This window comes from Acidovorax sp. FW305-C-20-28, from assembly GCF_058783375.1.
Genome location: NZ_JBYSYM010000062.1, coordinates 1 through 18269 on the forward strand (window position 1 = coordinate 1; position 18269 = coordinate 18269).

Below are 18269 nucleotides of genomic sequence, written 5' to 3' on the forward strand. Positions count from 1 at the left end.
GGGGTCGCCTTTCTTTTGGGTACTTTTCTTTGGCGAAGCAAAGAACAAGTACCTCGGCCGCCGGGCCGAGACCCGGCCTCCGCCCTCGGCAAAGGCATGCAGTCAGTCCCAGAGCCAAAGCCAACACCACTGGACCCCAGCCCCCACCTGTGGCAGACTCCCCGACCCAGCTCCATCACAGCACCCCCCGGGAGACAAGCATGTTGATGATGACCGACCCGAGCACCATTGCGGCTGCAGCCAACGCAGCCGCCCCCCGCGAAATCCTCATGGTCACGACCACGGTCGCCACCGAAGCCGAGGCCAAGCGCCTGGCGCACTCGGTGCTGCACGCGCGCCTGGCCGCCTGCGTGCAGGTGGAGCCCATCACCGCCTACTTCCACTGGGAAGGCGCCCTGGAGGAATGCCGCGAGCTGCGTGTGGCCTGCAAGACCGCCGCCAGCGCCATGCCCGCGCTGATGGCCCTGCTGCGCAAGCAGCACCCCTACACACTGCCCCAGCTCGTCGTGCAGCCGGTACAGGCATCGGCCGAATACGGCTGCTGGGTGGATGAGCAACTGGCGCCAGCACCCCAGCGCCAGGAAGCCGCGATGGCCATGGCCTGAGCCAACAAGGCAGGGCAAGGCAGGGCAGGGCGGGTGCATGCGCGCCCACCCCAAAAAAAAGTTTTCAAAAAAGCGTGTCCCTTTTTCGGGAACCGTTCGGCAAGGTTCGGAAGGCGCTGGTTGGCTGGCATTGCAGCCAGCGCCTGCCATTCCAACCCATATCCGAACAAACCCGAGGAGGACGCGCATGGCGCCCGTTGACTACCACCACCTGCTGCGCAGCAGCAGTTCCCCGCTGACCGTCCGTGCCACGCCGCTGGCCCGCGCCGCGCATGCACTGTGCGTGGGCATCGCCATTGCCGCGGCGGCGGCAGCCCCACAGTCCGCCTGGGCGCAAACCAACGTCCCTGGCGCCGCAGCGGCCCAGGCTACCACCCGCAGCTACGACATCCCCGCCGGCCCACTGGGCCCCACGCTCTCGCGCTACGCCGGTGCGGCCGGCGTCACGCTGTCGTTCGAGCCCTCGCTCACCGAAGGCCTGCGCAGCCCCGGCCTACAGGGCAGTGTGTCGGCGGTGGAAGAAGGCTTTGCGCGCCTGCTCGTGGGCAGCGGGCTCGAAGCCGTGCCCCGCAGCGGTGGCGGCTACACGCTGCGCCGCGGCGCGCCTGCACCAGCACCCGCTGAGGCGGGCCGCACCTCGTCATCGTCCACCGACACGCAACTGCCCACCGTGCGCGTGGCCGCCGAGCGCGAAGCCGCCTGGGGTCCGGTGGAGGGCTACCGCGCCACACGCGGCGCGGGGGCCACCAAGATGGACGTGCCCGTGCTCGAAACCCCGCAGCAGGTCTCCACCATCGGCGCCACGCAGATCCGCGACCAGGCCATATCGAGCGTGGCCGAGGCCGTGCGCTACAGCGCAGGCGTGCGCCCAGCGGACTACGGCATCACCGATGACGACGTGTCCATCCGCGGCTTCTACCTCACAGGCACCGGCCTGTACCGCGACGGCATGCGCCTCATCCACAACGGCTTCATGACCAACCTGGAGCCCTATGGCCTGGAGCGGCTGGAGGTGGTGCACGGCCCGGCCTCGGTGCTCTACGGCCAGTCGGCGCCCGGCGGGCTGGTCAATGCCGTGACCAAGCGCCCGCGCGCCGGCATGCAGCGCGAGGTGGGGCTGGAGCTGGGCAGCCACGACCGGCGCCAGGCCACAGCCGACATCGGCGGTGCGCTCAACGAGCAGGGCACCGTGCTCGGCCGCCTCACCGTGCTCAAGCGCGAGGCCGGCACCCAGTGGGATGACCTGCGCAACGACCGCACCTACGTGGCACCGGCCATCACCCTGCAGGGCGACCGCACCACGCTCACCTTGCTGGCGCACCACCAGCAGGACGACACGGGCTACATCATTCCCTACTACCGCAACACGCCCGCCGGCCCGGCCAGCGAGACCATCAACGTCAACGGCCCGGGCTCGGGCCACCACAAGGAGGCCTGGTCGCTGGGCTACCTGCTGGAGCATTCCTTCAGCGACAGCCTGAGCCTGCGCCACAACCTGCGCTACCTCGACGGCAGCAACCACCGGCTGGAGATGCGCAACCGCGGCCTCCTGGCCGACCAGCGCAGCATGGCCCGCCTGGCCATGGTGCGGCCCGACGCCGAGAAGACCCTGGTGGTCGACACCAACCTGGAGGCACGCCTGAAAAGCGGCGAGGTCTCGCACCAGCTGCTGGCCGGCATCGACTACTACCACTCCAAGCTCGACTGGCGCATCCACTCGCTCAACGGCGCGGTGGCGCCCATCGACCTGGTCAACCCCACCTACGTGCAGCCCGACTGGGGCAACAACTTCCTGAGCGACCGCGCCCTGGCGCGCAACACCCAGGTAGGCCTGTACCTGCAGGACCAGATCAAGCTGGGCGAGCGCTGGGTTGTGAGCCTGGGCGGCCGCTACGACACCGCTCGCATCGACACGAAGTACGACGCGCGCCTGACCGGCGACACCCCGTTCGCCACCACCCTCGTGGACCGGCGCGACAACGCTTTCACCGGCCGCGCGGGCGCCATCTACCTGGCACCGAACGGCCTGGCGCCGTATGTGAGCTTCAACACCGCCTTCCAGCCGCCGCTGACCACCGTGACGGCGGTGGACGCCAACGGCGTGCCCTACGAGCCCGAGACCGCCCGCCAGGCCGAGGTGGGCGTGCGCTACGCACCGCAGGACGCAGGCTACACACTGAGCGCCGCCGTGTTCGACCTGCGCAAGCGCAACGTGCGCACCCCTTCCACCATCAACCCGCGCTTCGACGTGCAGACCGGCGAAGTGCGCAGCCGCGGGCTGGAGCTGCAGGGCACGGGCGACGTGGGCGGGGGCTTCTCGGTCATCGGTGCCTACACGTATCTCAACGCCAAGGTCACACGCAGCAACAATGCGCTCGAAGTGGGCGAGCGCCCCGGCGCCACGCCCGAGCATGTGGCATCGCTGTGGGGCAAGTACCAGCGCGGCCCGCTGGAGCTGGGCCTGGGCATGCGCCACATCAGCGCTACGGTGGGCGAGCTGCGCGTCGCCACCGGCCCCATCCCCACCAACGACGGCTACACCCTGTTCGACGCCATGGCCGCCTACGACGTGGGTGCCTGGCGCCTCTCGCTCAACGTGAGCAACCTCGGTGACAAGCGCTACCGCACGCAGTGCAACACCTTCCGCGGTGGTGCGGAGTTCTGCGCGCTGGGTTTCGGGCGCGAAGTCAAGGTCGCCGCAGCCTACCGGTTCTGATCCAAGGGGTGGGAAGAAGAGGGCGCCGGCAGGGCGGGCCATGTGCTCGCCCTGCCGGCCGCTTTCACTCCCGGCCATTCTGAAACGCCATGCGCAAGCTGCTGGTACTGCTGCACCGCTGGGCCGGCCTGTTCATGGCTGTGTTCCTTGCCGTGGCCGGGCTCACGGGTTCGGTCATCGCGTGGGAGCATGAGCTCGACCGCTGGCTCAACCCGGGCTTTCACTACGCCGCGCCGTCCAGCGCGCCCGAGCTGCCTGCCACCGAGGTCGCGCGCCGTGTGGAGGCCGCGCACCCCGCGCTGCAGGTGAGCTTCATGCCCCTGGCCGCTGCACCGGGCCAGACCCTGGTGCTGATGGTGGCGCCGCGCACGGATCCTGCCACCGGCCGGCCCCACGCGCTGGGCTTCGACCAGATGGCTGTGCACCCCGCCACGGCCGAGGTGCAGGGCACGCGCACCTGGGGCCAGGCCTCGCTGGCGCGCGAGAACCTCGTGCCCTTCCTGTACAAGCTGCACCACACCCTGTTCCTGCCGCGCGCCTGGGGCGTGGACTGGGCAGTGTGGTTCCTCGGCGCGGTGGCTCTGCTCTGGGTGGTGGACTGCTTCATCGCCCTGTGGCTGGCGTTTCCGCGCTGGCGGGCGTGGCGCAAGTCCTTCGCCTTTCGCTGGTCGCGCGGCGCGCGCACCGTCAACTTCGACCTGCACCGCTCCGGCGGCGTGTGGACCTGGGTGCTCATGCTCGTATTGGCCGTCACCTCGGTGGCCATGAACCTGCACGACGAGGTCATGGAGCCCGTGGTCAACGTCTTCTCGCGCACCAGCCCCAGTCCGTTTGACGAGCGCCCGCGCCGCACGCCTGCCGAGCAGGCGGCAGCACCCCAGACCGGCCGCGCCGAGATCGTCGAGCGTGCCCGCGCCGAGGGCCTGCGCCGCGGCTGGCCCGACCCGCCGGGCTTTCTCACCTACCGGCCGGCTTTTGATCTCTATGGCGTGGACTTCTATGTGCCCGGAGTCAGCCGCCCCGGCCTGGGCCCGCCGCGCCTGTACTTCGATGGCTCCACCGGTGCCCTGGCCGGCCAGCGCGTACCGGGCGAGGGCACGGCCGGCGACCTGTTCATGCGCCTGCAGTTCCCCCTGCACTCGGGCCGCATCGCGGGCGTGCCGGGGCGCGTCCTGGTCACGGTGCTGGGCCTGGCCGTGGCCGTGCTCAGCGTGACCGGGGTGGTGATCTGGTGGGGGCGCAGGAGGGCACGCATGCCCTTCAGAGCTGACGCCGCCCCGCCGCAGTGAGGCGAACCTTCGCCTCCAATGGTTTTGGTTATGGGCCGAAACCTTATACCGATGCGGCTGTTATTACAACCTGCCCGGCAAGAATGTATCCACTTGTCAAATTTCTCTTCGGCAATTCAGTATGTTGCTGTAGGCTTTTTCCTACATAGTGGCGGAAAAACGGCTGACAGGTGACTGGCCAGTCACCGCTGAGTCTTGAGGCGAGGGGGAGAGGGGCGTAAAGGCGCGCGCCACCCATGCATGGAAAGACGCGCGTGCAGGCACCTGCAGCAGACGCGCATCGTTTTTGCGATTCCAACAATGAGCGGCTTGCAAAACTCAGCCAGACGGTTCTGGCCAGATGCTGGTCGAGGCCATGCACAGCGGTACGGCACGACGCAGCATGCGCGCCGGAAGGGTTGGGTGGGCCGCTCCACACAGAGAGGTGCTGGCAACATGGGTTCAGGCAGCCAGGAGGATGACAACCACGCTATCCCGGGGGCACAAGCCGCCGCTGGCGCAGGGGGCGGTGTTGGTGGCAACAGCATTGCGCAGATATTGGCCGAGAGTTGCCCCCAGCACGCGGCGGCTGCCGGCATTGTGATTGCGCGGCTGGATGCCCGGGCCGGGATATGGCAGTACTCTGTGGACAACGGCACCCACTGGCGCGATGCGCGCACCGATCTCATCAACCGCCCTGGCACCATGGGCCTGGCGCTGGACCGCGAGGCCCGCCTGCGGCTGCTGCCCCGTCTGGGCGAGCGCGTCGAGCAGATCCATATGGTGCTGTATGCGGTGCAGCACAGCCTGCATACCCGCAATGGCAGCCATAGCGCCTACGTACCGGACCCCAGCGAGGGCGATTCGGACGCGATAAGTTTGCTGCTGCATCTCAATGCCATCAATGGCACGCCACCGCAGGTCCATGTGCCCAGGCTGCGCAACAAGCGGGCGCTGACCCATGCGGCAGCGCAGGCGCAGGCGCAGTCGGCTCGGCTATCCTCGCTGCCCTCCCAGGCACCGGAGGCCAGTAGCCCCGTGCGCTCCGCCGCCAAAAAGCCGGGTGAGCGCGGCGGCCGCCGCTGAGGCGGACAGCCTGGCAGCAGCCGGCCGCCGCTGGGTTGCTGGGGCTGCCAGCCCCTTTGGTCAGGTGGCCGAGCAGCTGAAGCTCTCTGCCTTGGCCGGGTCGCCCCGGCCGTCATAGCGCGGGAACTTTGGGTACTCGCACACCGGGCGCTGCAGCACCGGGGTCTGCGGGCCCACGCGCGGGTCGGCGGGCTCATAGCGGGTGGCCACCAGGCGGTCGGGCGCGCTGCCGCGCTCCACCCAGGCGTCCATGGCGGCCAGCAGGTCGATGCTTACCGGGTCGGTGCCCGGGCCATCGAGGTTGTGGCCGATGGAGGGCGAGGTCAGCATGCGCGCAAAGCCCTGCACCTTGCCGGCGCCCAGGCGTTGGCGCACGCTGTCCAGGTACTCGGCCGTGCGGTACACCGACACGCACGCATCGCCCATGCCGTACCAGATGAGCAGCTTGCCGCCCTGGTCGGCAAAGGCCGCCATGTCGGGGTTGGTCGCGTCGATCTGGTTGGCCAGGCGCAGGTACTGGGTTTGGTACCGGGTCGGGTCGTGCTGGAGCAGGTCGGCCGCAGGGTTGCCTTCCACCAGCCGTGCCGCGGCCAGCGCGGCCATGTAGTTGAACGAGTCGCGCGCCGCGAAGCCGGGGCCGAATACATAGGCCTCCCAGTCCGAGGTGGCCGCGCCGCCCCGGCCGTAGCCCGGGTAGCCGCGCGCGCCCTGCGACAGGGTCACGGGCACGTCCTTGTTCGCGTAGATCAGGCGCACCGATTCGATCTGCCCGGCGGTCAGGCAGCTGTCGCTGTCGGCACCCTTGCACAGCAGTTCGGTGGGCACGTAGTTGCACGCGGCCACGTTGCCGATGATGCCGTCCGCCAGGCCGTCCAGCGCGTCGCAGGCCGCGGTCTCGGCCCGGGCGTAGAGCGCGATCTTGGCAGGGCTGAGCCAGTTCTCGGGCTTGGAAAAGACGTGGCGCAGCAAGGTGGGCCCCAGGTTGGTCTGGTGCGCCTGCTGGCTGATGGCGGGCTCCATGGCGACCACGCCGTCGTAGTCCTTGGGGTAGTTCTGCGTGGCGGCCAGGGCCGAGCGCCCGCCGTTGGAGTGGCCGATGTGGTAGCGGCGCGTGGGCCGCTTGCCGTAGAAATCGGCGGCAATGGCCGTACCCACCTCCAGCACGAAGTGGTTGGCGTCGAAGGCATGGTTGCGCAGCGCCACATCGCTCGCGCCCCAGGCAAAGCCGGGCGCCAGGTGGCCGGAGTCGGAGCTCATCTTCACGTAGCTGTGGGCCGACGCGCCGATGATGTGCTGGTACCACGGGTCGTCGGTGGGGATGAAGCCGTCGAACGCGCCGCCGCCCACCGTCAGCGTCTTGCCGTTCCACACCGTGCCCGCGGGCAGCTCCACCGCCCAGTGGATGGTGGACTGGGGCGAGGAGACGATCTCGCCGCGCACGATGCACACCTCGGGCAGCAGGCCCTCGGCCGCGCGCAGCTCCGTGCGGGTGATGCTCGCGCCATGGGGCAGGGTGGCCGTGCGGTAGGTCGGGCAGGCCTGGGCCAGCGGCTGGCTGGCGGCGGGCGCGCTGCTGTCGCTGCCGCCGCAGGCGGTGAGCGCGAGGGCGGCCAGCGCGGCCAGGCTGGCGGCGAGCAGGGCAGGGCGGCCGCTGGCCGTGCCAGCGGTCGGTGGGGTCGAAAACATGGGATGCGTCTCCTGTTGTTGCTTGGGTTTTTCCGAAGCCTGTCGGCTCCGGGCGCAACGATAGGGACGGGCAGGCGCACCGCGCCCTCTGCAAATGCAGAGGGACAGGGAAAACACCCAGCCAGCCGCGCAGCCTGCTACCGTCTGAGTGCGGCCACCAGCTCCACCTTGTTGCGCACACCCAGCTGCGCATAGGCACTGCGCAGGTAGGTGCGCACCGTGGCCGGCGTCAGGCCCAGGGTGGCGGCAATGTCCTTGTACGACTGGCCGTGCGCATACAGCGTGGCCGCGCTCAGCTCGCGCGGGGCCAGCGGCGGCTTGGCGCCGTGCGGCGACGGCATGCTGATCGCCAGCAGCGGCCCGCAGGCTTCCAGCCGCAGCCGGCAGGCGCGGCCCAGCGCCAGGCTGCCCGGCAGCGTGGCGGGCAGGGCGCCGAGCAGAGCGGCCGGCAGGGCGGTGCCCGACCAGTCCGGGTACGCCGCTTGCAGCGCCTCTCCCGCGCGCAGGCCCACGAAGAGCAGTTGGCCGGCGCCATCGGCCAGTGCATAGCTGTCCCACGGGCCGTTGCCGGCGGGGGCCGTCTGCAACTGCTCCAGCCGGTGCTGCCAGTGGCCCAGCAGGTGCGGCACGAACTCGCCGAACAAGGCGGCCTCGGTGTCGCTGAAGTTGGGCCGGCCCGGGCCGCGGTACATGCTCACAAAGAACATCAGCCCGCTCTTTGGCATGGCCACCGTGATCGCCATGCAGTGGTACAGCCCGTGGCGGCGGCAGAAGGCATCGATGTCCGGCGGTATCTCCACCCCCGGTGGAGGCATGTCGTCGGCGCTCTCGCGCAGCACCACGCCCAACTGGTCCATGGACTGCTGGGCGAAGAGGTCGGCCATGGCCAGCGCATTCCACTCCGTGGCAAAGCCCTTGGCCAGGCCGATGCTGCCATGCAGCCAGTTGCGTGGCGGCGCATCGCCATCGCCGGCCGACACCTCGCCCCACCAGGCGGTGTCAAAGTCGACCAGCGTGCCGCGCAGCATCTGGAGTGCCTGCACCAGCAGGCCCTCGGGCGGTGCGGTGCGCGCCAGCGCAGCCAGTTGCAGCAGGCTGGCGCTCAGCGCGCGCAGGGGCTCCAGGGCCGGGGCTGCCAGTGGTGGGGGCGGGCTCGTGGTGGGGTGGGCCTGCATGGTTGCGCCTGTCTCCTGCAATGTTGTGGTGTTTTCTCGCTTGCCCGGTCGGCTCCCGGGCAGGCCGCATGGTACGCAGGTCCATCCGGCCTGGGCAAAATTCGATTGGAGAGGTCACGCGCCGGTGATACGCTCGCGCCCAGTGCCTGGCCCGTCCTGCCGCCAATTTGCCCATCCATGGAACCTGCCATCCACTTCCACACCCGGCTCTTCGACGTCTCGCTGGAGCCCGAAAACCCCATCAACCCCATCCGGGGCCACTCGCTGCTCGAATGGCTGCGCACGCGTGTGCCGGCCCACCTGGACATGACCGACGCCGACGCCGAAGACTGGGGCTGGTACGCGCATGTGAGCTGGGAGGGCCGCACCTACATGGTCGGCGCCGCCGCCAACGAAGGCGAGGACGGCAAGCACGAATGGGTGCTGTCGCTCACCAAGCACCGCTCGCTCAAGGAGCGAGTGCTGGGCAAGGCCAAGATGGCCGGTGCCAGCGACCCGTGCTTCGGCTTCTTCCATGGCCTCATCGCGCAGGAGCCCGCGTTCGAGAGGATTTCGGTGGAGGGGGCGACGTGAGGCTTTTGATGACAGGCCCCACGCCGCAGGCGCGCTGCAACTGATGGGCTGGGGCCGTCTGGGATGGGCAGCCTTTTTGCTGGTGCTGGGCTTTATTGCGACGGTGCTGGCGGTTGGCGAATGGCTGAGCCATTCGGCAGCCCGGGTGATAGGCCCGGTGCCTTCGCAATTTTCGGCGAGCGAGGTGCGCATCGACATGGCGCCCTCGGGCCATCTGGCGGGGTGGTTTGCGCCGGGGCAGCCCGGCAAGGGTGCCGTGCTGCTGCTCCATGGTGTGCGCTCGGACCGCACCCAGATGCTGGGCCGCGCAAAGTTCCTGAACCGTGAAGGCTATGCCACCTTGCTCGTCGATTTGCAAGCGCACGGCGAGAGCACGGGCGAGCGCATCACCTTTGGTGCACGCGAAGCGGCCGGGGTACGGGCTGCGCTGGATTTCCTGCGGCAGCAAACCCCGGGCGACAAGGCGGCGGTGATTGGCGTCTCGCTGGGAGCCGCATCCACGGTACTGGCACGCCTTTCGCCTGCGCCCGATGCCGTGGTGCTTGAGTCCATGTACCCCACCATTGAAGATGCCGCCACCAACCGGTTGACAACGGTGCTGGGCCCGGCGGGGGCGGTGCTGGCAGGCCCCTTGCTCTGGCAGTTGCCATTGCGCGCTGGAGTGGCCGCGAGCGACCTGCAGCCCATTGGCCGCATGGCCCAATTGGGCGCCCCGGTGCTTATCGCCTCGGGTGCGCAAGACCGGCACACCCCGTGGGCAGAGACGGCACGGCTGTTCGATGCAGCTGTCGAGCCCAAAGAGATCTGGCGTGTAGAGGGGGCGGCGCATGTGGATCTGCACGCCTTTGCGCCACAGGCGTACGAACGCAGGATTCTGGAATTTTTCGCAAAACACCTGCGCGCGGGCAGGTGAGCCTGTGGTCCGGATTGCGGGCGTCGCATGCCGGGCACCGGGCTTCTCGGAACAGCGGGTGCTCTTGGCTACCATCAGCCCATGTCCCGCTCCGAACGCCTACTCGCCCTGTTGCAGGTCCTGCGCCGCCACAGCCGCCCCATGAGCGGCCAGGCGCTGGCGCGGGCCCTGGACATCAGCTTGCGCACGCTCTACCGCGATATCGCCACATTGCAGGCCCAAGGCGCGATGATTGAGGGCGCACCTGGGGTGGGCTATGTCATGCAGCCCGGCTACATGCTGCCACCGCTGATGTTCAGCCCCGAAGAGATCGAGGCCTTGGCCCTGGGCCTGCGCTGGGTGGCGGACCGGGGCGACGTGGGCCTTGCCGGCGGCGCACACGATGCCATGGCCAAAATCGGTGCGGTGTTGCCGGCCCCCTTGCGCCGCGAACTGGAGGCGTCGGCCGTGCTGGTGGGCGCACGCGCCAAGCCCTCGCCTGCCACGGTGGTTGCGCAGGACCGCCTGCGTGCCGCCATCCGGGCGGAGCACAAGCTGCGCATCGTCTACCGCGACCCGCAGGGCGCGCAGTCCGAGCGCGTCATCTGGCCGTTTGCCCTGGTGTACTTCGACGAGTCACGCGTAATGTCCGCATGGTGCGAACTGCGCGGCGACTTCCGCAACTTCCGCTGTGACCGCATTGCCGAGGCCGAGGTGCTCGATGCACGCTACCCCCAGCGCCGCCAGGCCTTGCTCAAAACCTGGCACCAGCGGGTGCGTGACAACGGCCGCACGATACTGCCAGAATTTGGCACCATGCCTTCCTAAGCTCGCTCCTTTCTTACCAAGGAGTCACGCATGAAGTTCGCATCCGTTCGCCTCGTCACCCAGCAGTTCGAAGCGCTGCTGGCCTTCTATTCCCGCCTGTCGGGCACCGCCGCTACGCGCCTGGCCGATGGCTTTGCCGAGGTGCGCCTGGAGGGCGCCACGCTGGCGATCTCCGAGGAGCGCCTGGTGCAGCTGTTCAACCAGGGCGCCGCCACGGCGGCATCGAACCGCTCGGCCATCCTGGAGTTCGAGGTGGCCGATGTGGAGGGCGCCCTGGCGCGCATGGCGGGGGCTGCCGAGGTCGTCATGCCCACCACCGTGATGCCCTGGGGCAATCGGTCGGCCTTGTTGCGTGATCCCGATGGCAGTTTGGTGAATGTCTTTTCCAGGCCTGCAGCGGGGTCCTCGTCGGCGGTGTGACCGGTTTGTTGCAGCTATTCTGTGGGCCGGAGGTATGTCCATGCAGTCCAGCCCCATCAATTCCCACCGGGCTCCCGAGCCCTCCGGCGGCTACTCCCAGGCCCTGGACGTGCAGGGCGCCACGCGCTGGCTGGTCATCAGCGGGCAGATCCCCGTCGACCGGGCCGGTGTGGTGCCCGCCAACTTCGCGGAGCAGGCCGACCTGGTGTGGGCCAACCTCCTGGCCCAGCTCGATGCCGCCGGCATGGGCGTGGCGAACCTGGTGAAGGTGACCACGTTTCTCTCATCGCGCCAATACGCCCAGGAGAATGGCGAGGCGCGGTGGCGCGCGCTGGGCAGCCATGCGCCGGCGCTCACGGTCATCATCGCCGCATCTACGATGAAGCCTGGTTGCTGAAGGTCGAGGCCGTGGCGGCGGGGTGACACGCCTCGCTTGGTTGCCTACGCACAGGAACCCTGGGATCAACGCGGCCCCGGCTTTTCGGATGGCGCTACCCCCAGTAGAGGTCGGTAGGACCTCGGCTCAACCCCCGCTGAGGCCTGTTTCCGCTATCGGAAATCGGCGGATGACGCCTCAATCCTTGAGACTCAAGCCCAAGGCATCCAGCTTCTTTGCATATGCGTCCCGGCGTTTTGCCGCCTTTGCGGCTGCGTCAACGGCTGCTTGGATGGCCTTCGGCCCCTTTTTCGCAGCAGCTTTGATCAATCCGGACTTGTGGGCAGCATCTGCCTGCGCCCGCTTGAAAGTGGCGATGATTTCGACATCGGCAACAGATTGACTCACAGGTGTGCCCTTAAAGCTTGATGCCAGTGCGAAGCAACGCTGTTCTCAATTCGCGGGTAGCTGGTTTTGAAACATCGATGCCTTGAACCGCCAGGTCGAACGGTGAGCCAGGTTTGATACTGGTTGGGGGTATTTTTTTTACGGGAGTCGTACTGGGGTGCTTGCCACCGGCAGCACACATGCGAACGGAAAACCCGAATTCGTCGAGCACCCCTTTTGCGTACAACTCCGCCAAATGCTGAAACGAAACGAATGTTGAGCACTTCACTTCTTTATCCCCAGGCTTGCGGACGCTACGTACGATCTCAAATTTACCAAGAGAATCCCGTTGGGTATTCGTAAAGGGATGCAAAAAAACCGTCTCGCGAGGTCCTCCATTTTTAGACGCCAGCGTGTGCTCGACGGCGATATCAGTTAACAGCACGTTGTCTTCCTGGTGATTCAATAAGCCACAGTTACAAGAGCCAAATTATCCTCCATCACACCCCGAAGCCCGCTTGCGATTTTCAAACCAGGCTTCAGCGAGGCGATGCCCCTTGAGATGCGAAGTGTTCGGCATTGACCGTGTTTGCCGTGCAAGGCGGGGCTTTGACCGAACGACTGCAAATGGCCGATAACGGCAGTCTGGCTGGTCGCGCCCGTGCCCTGTGTCACCCAAGAAGGCGAGTCAGCGAAGCTGAGCAGATGCTCATCGCCGACAGCCTGGGAGTGTCTGCCAGCACGGAGAAACGCCCCAGTCCTCCGGTGTGTTCGCAGGCCCGGGTCACCACCGGCCCGGCCGCTCAGGGCGCATCTGGAAACCGCTCCACATGCACCTCGCCCTTGCGGCCGAAATAGCTCACATGCCGCCCGGTGATCCACACCATGTAGCCCACACAGCCTGCAGCACGTGACAGCGAGAGGAACTCTGGGTACATGACCTCGCCACGCTGCGCCCCGCGGATCGCGGCCTGGATGCCTGCAGCGTCAAAGGCCTCGGCAATGGGCATGGCCGGCGGTTGCGACAGGGCCACGGCATGGGTCTCGCCGCTCGGCAGGTAGTAGGTGGTGGCGTTGGCGCGGTAGTCGGCGAAATAGGCCTCCACGCCGGCCCCGGTGAGGGTCTGCACGATGGCGCCGAAATGCGCTGTGCCGTCCTTGGAGGCCTGGGCGCAGTGTTCGATGGTGGCGATGGTCGTTTCGTTCATGGGTATCTTTCCTTGCAGGGCTTGAGATCAGCTGTGCGGCACCTGCTGCCACTGGTGCCGGCGCACCATCTCCTGCAGCAGGCGCGCGAGGCGCTGGCGTTCGGCCGCCGGCAGATGGCCGAAGAACTTCTCGTCGTTGGCATCGGCCTTGGCGGCCAGCACGGGCACCAGGGCGCGGCCGGCGGGGGTGAGCGACAGGGTGTGGCTGCGCGCATCCGTTGGCGCACCCGCGCGCGCCACCAGGCCCCGGTCCTCCAGCCGGGCCACGACCTTGGAGACGGCGCCCTTGGTCATGCCCAGGGCCTGGGTCAGCGTGGCGTGGGTGGCAGTGCTTTCGCCACCCCTGTCTGCATCGAACAGCGTGCGCAGCGCCACCCAGTCGGTGACGGACACGCCCGAGGCCTCCACCGCCTGCTGGAACTCGGCCGACACCTGGTTGGAGACAAAGCGCATCCAGTAGCCCAGGTGGGCTTCCAGGGCGCTGGGTGGGCTGGTTTTCTTCATGATTTGTTTCTTGGGAAACTATTTGCCTGTAGTGTAGTTTCCTTGGAAACAAAATGCAAACCACGCTCTGGTGTAGCCTGCCGCACCATGGATTCGCTCATCACCGCCGCCGCCCGCGCGCTTGCCGCCGGCGATGCGCTGGGCGCGCTGCAGCGCGTGGCCCTGCGCGACGACCCGCCTGCGCTGGCGCTGCGCGGCATTGCCATGGCGCAGCTGGGCGAGCACCCCCGGGCGCGCGAGCTGCTGCGCCGTGCTGCGCGGGGTTTTGGCGCGCACGAGGAGCTGGCTCGGGCGCGCTGCGTGGTGGCCGAAGCCGAGGTGGCCCTGGCCCAGCGCGACCTGAACGGGCCGCCGCATGCCCTGGTGGCGGCTGCGGCTGTGCTGGCCGCGCGGGGCGACCGGGCCAATGCGCTGCAGGCCCGCTTGATCGCGGCACGCCAATGGCTGGTGATGGGCCGGCTCGGTGAGGCGGGCGCCGTGCTCGCGCCCATCGATGTGCAGCAGGAAGGCATGCCCCCTGCACTGGCCGCCGTGGCGGGGCTTACGCTGGCCGAGCTGGCGCAGCGCTCTCTGCGCGTGGAGGCCGCGCGCCAGACCTTGCGGGGTGCGCAGCAGGCGGCAGTGCAGGCCCAGGTGCCCGCGTTGCAGGCCGAAGTCGCCGAGGCCCTGGCTGCGCTGCAGCGGCCTGCGGCGCGGCGCATGTGGCGGGGCGAGGGTGGCGCCGTTCACGAGCAACTGCTGCGCCTGGACGAGGTGGCGGCCCTGCTGGCCTCGGATGTGCTGGTGCTGGATGCCTGCCGGCACCGACTGGGCGTGGGGAGCGTGGAGGAGGGCGGTGGTGCTGCGCCCTGGCTCTCGCTGGCGCGCCGCCCCATCCTGTTTGCACTGGCACAGGCCCTGGCCCAGGCCTGGCCCGGCGATGCGGACCGCGATGCGCTGATCGCCACCGCGTTTCGCACGCGCGAGCCCGACGACACCCACCGCGCCCGCCTGCGCGTGGAACTGGGCCGCTTGCGTGCGCTGGTGAAACCCTGGGCGCGCATCGAGGCCACGGCGCGCGGCTTTGCAGTGCGGCCGCTGGAGGGGCGCGATGTGGCGGTGCTGGCGCCGCCCATCGCAGGCGAACAGGCCTCGCTGCAGGCCCTGCTGGCCGATGGGGCGGCCTGGTCCACCTCGGCCCTTGCCCTGGCGCTGGGCGACAGCCAGCGCACCGTGCAGCGCGCGCTGGCCGAGCTGCAGGCGCAGGGCCGCGTGCGCTCCATCGGCCAGGGGCGCACCCAGCGCTGGCTGGCCCCGCCCCTGGCCGGATTCACGACAATCTTGTTACTCCCCGCTGCGCTGCCGATTCAATAGAGTTGCGTCATGCCTCTGCACGAGGCCAACCCAAGGAGTACGCCATGTCCTGCAACACCGACTGCCACCCCGGCAGCACCACCCCCCTGGCACCGGCCGGCGTGCCGGCACGCCCCGCCGAGATCGTGCGCGAGTACGGCCCCTTCAACGGATCGGAGCGCGTGCACGGCGTCACGCACGACGGCCAGCGCGTCTGGGCCGCCACCGATGCCGGCCTGGTCGCCTTCGACCCGGCCAGCGGCGAGACCAAGCGCACCCTGGAGCTGCCCTGCGACGCAGGAACGGCCTTCGACGGCAAGCACCTCTACCAGATCGCCGAGTCGCGCATCGACAAGATCGACCCCGCCTCGGGCGCCGTGGTGGCCTCCATCCCCGCGCCCGGCAAGGGTGCCGACTCGGGCCTCACCTGGGCCGAGGGCAGCCTGTGGGTGGGCCAGTACCGCGACCGCAAGATCCACCAGATCGACCCCGCCACCGGTGCCATCCGCCGCACCATCGAATCCAACGCCTTCGTCACCGGCGTGACCTGGGTCGATGGCGAACTCTGGCACGGCACCTGGGAGGGCGATGCCAGCGACATCCGCCGCATCGACCCGGCGAGCGGCGCCGTCATCGAGCGCCTGGAGATGCCCGCAGGCAAGGGCGTGAGCGGGCTTGAATCCGACGGCGCCGACCTGTTCTACGCAGGGGGCGGCGGTGCCGGCAAGGTACGCGCCGTGCGCCGGCCCAAGACGGCCCAGGCCTGACAACGGGCAGGCGAAGAAGCATCGCCTGCCATCCTCCCTCCCATCCACCCAACGCCCTGCACGGCAACCGCCCCACCGATGGCGGTTGAGGCTGCCGCATGGGCGCCCCCTGTTCGACCCCACCACCCAAGGAGCATCGCATGACTGCCACCCAAGCCACACCGAAGAACCACCCCATCGTCCCGCGCAGCGACTGGCTCGCCGCACGCCAGGCCCTGCTGGCGCGCGAAAAAGAGCTATCGCGCCAGCAGGACCGCATCGCCGCCGAGCGCCGCGCGCTGCCCTGGGTGCGCGTGGACAAGCCCTACCAGTTCGACACCCCGGCCGGTCCACGCACGCTGGCCCAGCTGTTCGACGGCCGGCGCCAGCTGCTGGTGCAGCACTTCATGTTCGGCCCGGGCTGGGAGCAGGGTTGCCCCAGTTGCTCCTACATGGCCGACCACCTCGACGGCATGAATATCCACCTGGCGAACCGCGACATCACCCTGGTCGCCGTGTCGCGCGCGCCCCTGGACCAGATCGAGCGCTTTCGCCAGCGCATGGGCTGGCGCTTCCACTGGGTCTCATCGCATGGCAGCGACTTCAACCACGATTTCGGCGTGAGCTTCAGCACCGACCAGGTGGCGCGCGGCGAGGTGCCCTACAACTACACGGTGCAGCGCTTTCCGGCCGAAGAGGCGCCGGGCATCAGCGTGTTCTACAAGGAGCCGGGCGAGGGCGCCGAGGTGTTCCACACCTACTCCACCTACGGCCGCGGGGTGGAGGTGATGATGGGCACCTACCCCCTGATCGACCTGACCCCTGTGGGCCGCAACGAGCGCAACCCCGCGTACACCATGGACTGGGTGCGCCACCACGACCGCTACGAAGGCGCTGCGCCCTTCCAGCCCGCGCCATCGCCGCTGGCGACACCCGCACAGGCCTCGGGCGCCACGGCGGGCGGCTGTTGCCACGCCAAGGCCTGAGAGGGGCGCCGCCATGGACGCACTGTGGCCCTGGCTTGCCATGGCGGGCATGGGGGCTGTGCACGGACTGGTCCCCGCCACGCGCAGCGGCCCCGCATGGCAGATGCTCTTGCCCATGGTGGCAGGGCATGGGGCGGCGCTGGCCTGGGTGGTGGCGGGTGCCGCGGGTGGCCAAGCCTGGGCGCCGGGCCTAGCCGGCATGCTGGTGGCCCTTGTGCTGTGGCGGCGCCCTGCCGCCGTGCATGCCAGCATGGCGCTGGGCTGTTTTCTGGTGTCACTGCTGCATGGTGCCGGGCTCGCGCTGGTGCCTGCCCTGGCGCCGTTGTGCCTGGGGCAGGGCGCCTGGTCGGCCAGCCCCGTGCTGCTCGATGCACTGGCCGCCCTGGCCGCGCACCTGGCGGCCATGCTGGGCGTGGCCGTGGCCGGGTTCTATGCGGCGGTGGCGGCCGTTGCCAGGTGCGAGCGCTCCCCGGGCCGCCAGGCCGACAACCCCGCGCTGAACGTGGCCACGAGCAGCGCTGGCACGACCACCGAGCGATGGCCAGCAGCAGGTTGCCCCCGGCCAGGCGGTCCGACACGGCACCCGAGAGCACCGGCCCGAGCGAGCAGAAGGCCGCGATGACAAAGCTGTAGATGGCAAAGCAGCGTGCGCGCAGGCCGGCCGGCAGCAGGTCCTGCAGCATGGTGGGGATGAGCGCATTGGCAATGCAGGTCAGCAGCAGGAACGCGGCCACGGTGGCCAGCGCCTGGTGGGTGTCGGCCGCCAAGCCCAACAGGGCTGCGCAGGGCAGGCTCAGCGCAGCGCCCGCCGCCATCACCGCGGGCCGGGCACGTGCCTGCAGGCGGCGGCGCAGCAGCCGGTCGATGGCGCCGGCCGCCGGCAGGCTGCACAGGTTGGTCACCAGCAGGATGATGCCCAGCGCATGGCCCACGGCGGTCAGGTCCGCGCTGTAGCGGCGCACCAGGGCCAGCGCGATCATGGGCGTAAGCGCCTGCACGGCAATCGCCAGGCCACCCGCGGCGCCGATGAACAGCAGTATCTCGCGTGCATGCGTGCACCCGAAGGCGGCCAGCGAGCCCTGGCCTGCACCGGCCTCGGCAACCGCCTGCGCGGCGCCGCGCGGCGGGTCCCAGGTCAGCAGGCCCAGCAGCAGCAGTGGCACGCCCGCGCTGCCCAGCAGCACCATGGCCAGGCGCCAGGCTTCCATGCCGGTCACAGTGCCTGCATCCACCAGGGCCTGGGCCCAGCCCAGCATGGCGCCGCTGCCATAGAAGCCCGCGCTCGCACCCGTGGCCATGAGCGCGGCGAACGACAGGTTGGCTCCCACGCGAAAGCGCTCGCCCAGTAGGGCCTGTTCACACTGATTTCGGGGATCGCGTTGCCTGGCCTGGGGGCTGGATGCAAGGCGCCCGTGCGCAGCAAGGTGCGCACCTTGCAAGCGCGGGCAACGCCGCAGACGGCCCTCAGGCCGGGCAACCCG

At 69.1% G+C, this 18269-nt stretch carries 20 protein-coding genes; 14 read left to right on the plus strand and 6 right to left on the minus strand.

Annotated elements, in window-relative coordinates:
• The first annotated feature begins 200 nt into the window (after positions 1–200).
• The 4 genes from cutA (at position 201) to AC3WOH_RS34025 (ending at position 5675) form a co-directional block, all read left to right on the plus strand.
• Positions 201–605 (plus strand): divalent-cation tolerance protein CutA, encoded by a 405-nt coding sequence (gene cutA, locus AC3WOH_RS34010; RefSeq protein WP_492233746.1) that lies wholly within the window; start codon positions 201–203, stop codon positions 603–605.
• A 187-nt stretch (positions 606–792) separates the two neighbouring features.
• Positions 793–3321, plus strand: a complete 2529-nt coding sequence (locus AC3WOH_RS34015; protein ID WP_492233747.1) for a TonB-dependent siderophore receptor — start codon at positions 793–795, stop codon at positions 3319–3321.
• A gap of 89 nt (positions 3322–3410) precedes the next feature.
• Positions 3411–4610, plus strand: a complete 1200-nt coding sequence (locus AC3WOH_RS34020) for a PepSY-associated TM helix domain-containing protein (RefSeq protein WP_492233748.1) — start codon at positions 3411–3413, stop codon at positions 4608–4610.
• Between the two features lie 435 nt (positions 4611–5045).
• Positions 5046–5675 carry a hypothetical protein gene (locus AC3WOH_RS34025; RefSeq protein WP_492233749.1) on the plus strand — a complete coding sequence of 210 codons (630 nt, stop codon included), beginning with the start codon at positions 5046–5048 and terminating at the stop codon, positions 5673–5675.
• 60 nt (positions 5676–5735) lie between these two features.
• On the opposite strand, the gene AC3WOH_RS34030 is transcribed toward AC3WOH_RS34025, so the two are convergent.
• Positions 5736–7361, minus strand: a complete 1626-nt coding sequence (locus tag AC3WOH_RS34030; RefSeq protein WP_492233750.1) for a tannase/feruloyl esterase family alpha/beta hydrolase — start codon at positions 7359–7361, stop codon at positions 5736–5738.
• Between the two features lie 137 nt (positions 7362–7498).
• Positions 7499–8536: a helix-turn-helix transcriptional regulator gene (locus tag AC3WOH_RS34035; RefSeq protein ID WP_492233751.1), complete on the minus strand. Its 1038-nt coding sequence runs from the start codon at positions 8534–8536 to the stop codon at positions 7499–7501.
• A 177-nt stretch (positions 8537–8713) separates the two neighbouring features.
• On the opposite strand from AC3WOH_RS34035, the gene AC3WOH_RS34040 reads away from it, so the two are divergent.
• From AC3WOH_RS34040 to AC3WOH_RS34060, 5 genes are all read left to right on the plus strand, one after another.
• Complete coding sequence (locus AC3WOH_RS34040; RefSeq protein WP_492233752.1) at positions 8714–9109, plus strand: hypothetical protein; 396 nt, start codon at positions 8714–8716, stop codon at positions 9107–9109.
• A 43-nt stretch (positions 9110–9152) separates the two neighbouring features.
• Complete coding sequence (locus AC3WOH_RS34045; RefSeq protein ID WP_492233753.1) at positions 9153–10022, plus strand: alpha/beta hydrolase; 870 nt, start codon at positions 9153–9155, stop codon at positions 10020–10022.
• Positions 10023–10103: 81 nt separating this feature from the next.
• Positions 10104–10829 (plus strand): helix-turn-helix transcriptional regulator, encoded by a 726-nt coding sequence (locus AC3WOH_RS34050; RefSeq protein WP_492233754.1) that lies wholly within the window; start codon positions 10104–10106, stop codon positions 10827–10829.
• Between the two features lie 30 nt (positions 10830–10859).
• The gene (locus tag AC3WOH_RS34055) at positions 10860–11249 is read left to right on the plus strand and encodes a VOC family protein (protein ID WP_492233755.1); all 390 of its coding nucleotides are present in this window, start codon (positions 10860–10862) and stop codon (positions 11247–11249) included.
• Between the two features lie 40 nt (positions 11250–11289).
• Positions 11290–11646 (plus strand): RidA family protein, encoded by a 357-nt coding sequence (locus tag AC3WOH_RS34060; RefSeq protein WP_492233756.1) that lies wholly within the window; start codon positions 11290–11292, stop codon positions 11644–11646.
• A gap of 177 nt (positions 11647–11823) precedes the next feature.
• Here AC3WOH_RS34060 and AC3WOH_RS34065 read toward each other — a convergent pair whose 3' ends face one another.
• From AC3WOH_RS34065 to AC3WOH_RS34080, 4 genes are all read right to left on the minus strand, one after another.
• Positions 11824–12033 (minus strand): hypothetical protein, encoded by a 210-nt coding sequence (locus AC3WOH_RS34065; RefSeq protein ID WP_492233757.1) that lies wholly within the window; start codon positions 12031–12033, stop codon positions 11824–11826.
• A gap of 10 nt (positions 12034–12043) precedes the next feature.
• Complete coding sequence (locus AC3WOH_RS34070; RefSeq protein WP_492233758.1) at positions 12044–12457, minus strand: hypothetical protein; 414 nt, start codon at positions 12455–12457, stop codon at positions 12044–12046.
• A 358-nt stretch (positions 12458–12815) separates the two neighbouring features.
• A complete protein-coding gene (locus AC3WOH_RS34075; protein WP_492233759.1) occupies positions 12816–13220 on the minus strand; it encodes a DUF1398 domain-containing protein in 405 nt (134 codons plus the stop codon).
• A 27-nt stretch (positions 13221–13247) separates the two neighbouring features.
• Positions 13248–13724: a MarR family winged helix-turn-helix transcriptional regulator gene (locus tag AC3WOH_RS34080; protein ID WP_492233760.1), complete on the minus strand. Its 477-nt coding sequence runs from the start codon at positions 13722–13724 to the stop codon at positions 13248–13250.
• Positions 13725–13811: 87 nt separating this feature from the next.
• On the opposite strand from AC3WOH_RS34080, the gene AC3WOH_RS34085 reads away from it, so the two are divergent.
• The 5 genes from AC3WOH_RS34085 (at position 13812) to AC3WOH_RS34105 (ending at position 18137) form a co-directional block, all read left to right on the plus strand.
• Positions 13812–15077: a helix-turn-helix domain-containing protein gene (locus tag AC3WOH_RS34085; RefSeq protein WP_492233761.1), complete on the plus strand. Its 1266-nt coding sequence runs from the start codon at positions 13812–13814 to the stop codon at positions 15075–15077.
• A 44-nt stretch (positions 15078–15121) separates the two neighbouring features.
• A complete protein-coding gene (locus AC3WOH_RS34090; RefSeq protein WP_492233762.1) occupies positions 15122–15823 on the plus strand; it encodes a Vgb family protein in 702 nt (233 codons plus the stop codon).
• 140 nt (positions 15824–15963) lie between these two features.
• A complete protein-coding gene (locus tag AC3WOH_RS34095; protein WP_492233763.1) occupies positions 15964–16788 on the plus strand; it encodes a DUF899 domain-containing protein in 825 nt (274 codons plus the stop codon).
• A gap of 13 nt (positions 16789–16801) precedes the next feature.
• Positions 16802–17410 carry a hypothetical protein gene (locus AC3WOH_RS34100; RefSeq protein WP_492233764.1) on the plus strand — a complete coding sequence of 203 codons (609 nt, stop codon included), beginning with the start codon at positions 16802–16804 and terminating at the stop codon, positions 17408–17410.
• Between the two features lie 127 nt (positions 17411–17537).
• On the plus strand, positions 17538–18137 hold the full coding sequence (locus AC3WOH_RS34105; RefSeq protein WP_492233765.1) for a hypothetical protein: 600 nt from the start codon (positions 17538–17540) through the stop codon (positions 18135–18137).
• The last annotated feature ends 132 nt before the right edge of the window (positions 18138–18269 follow it).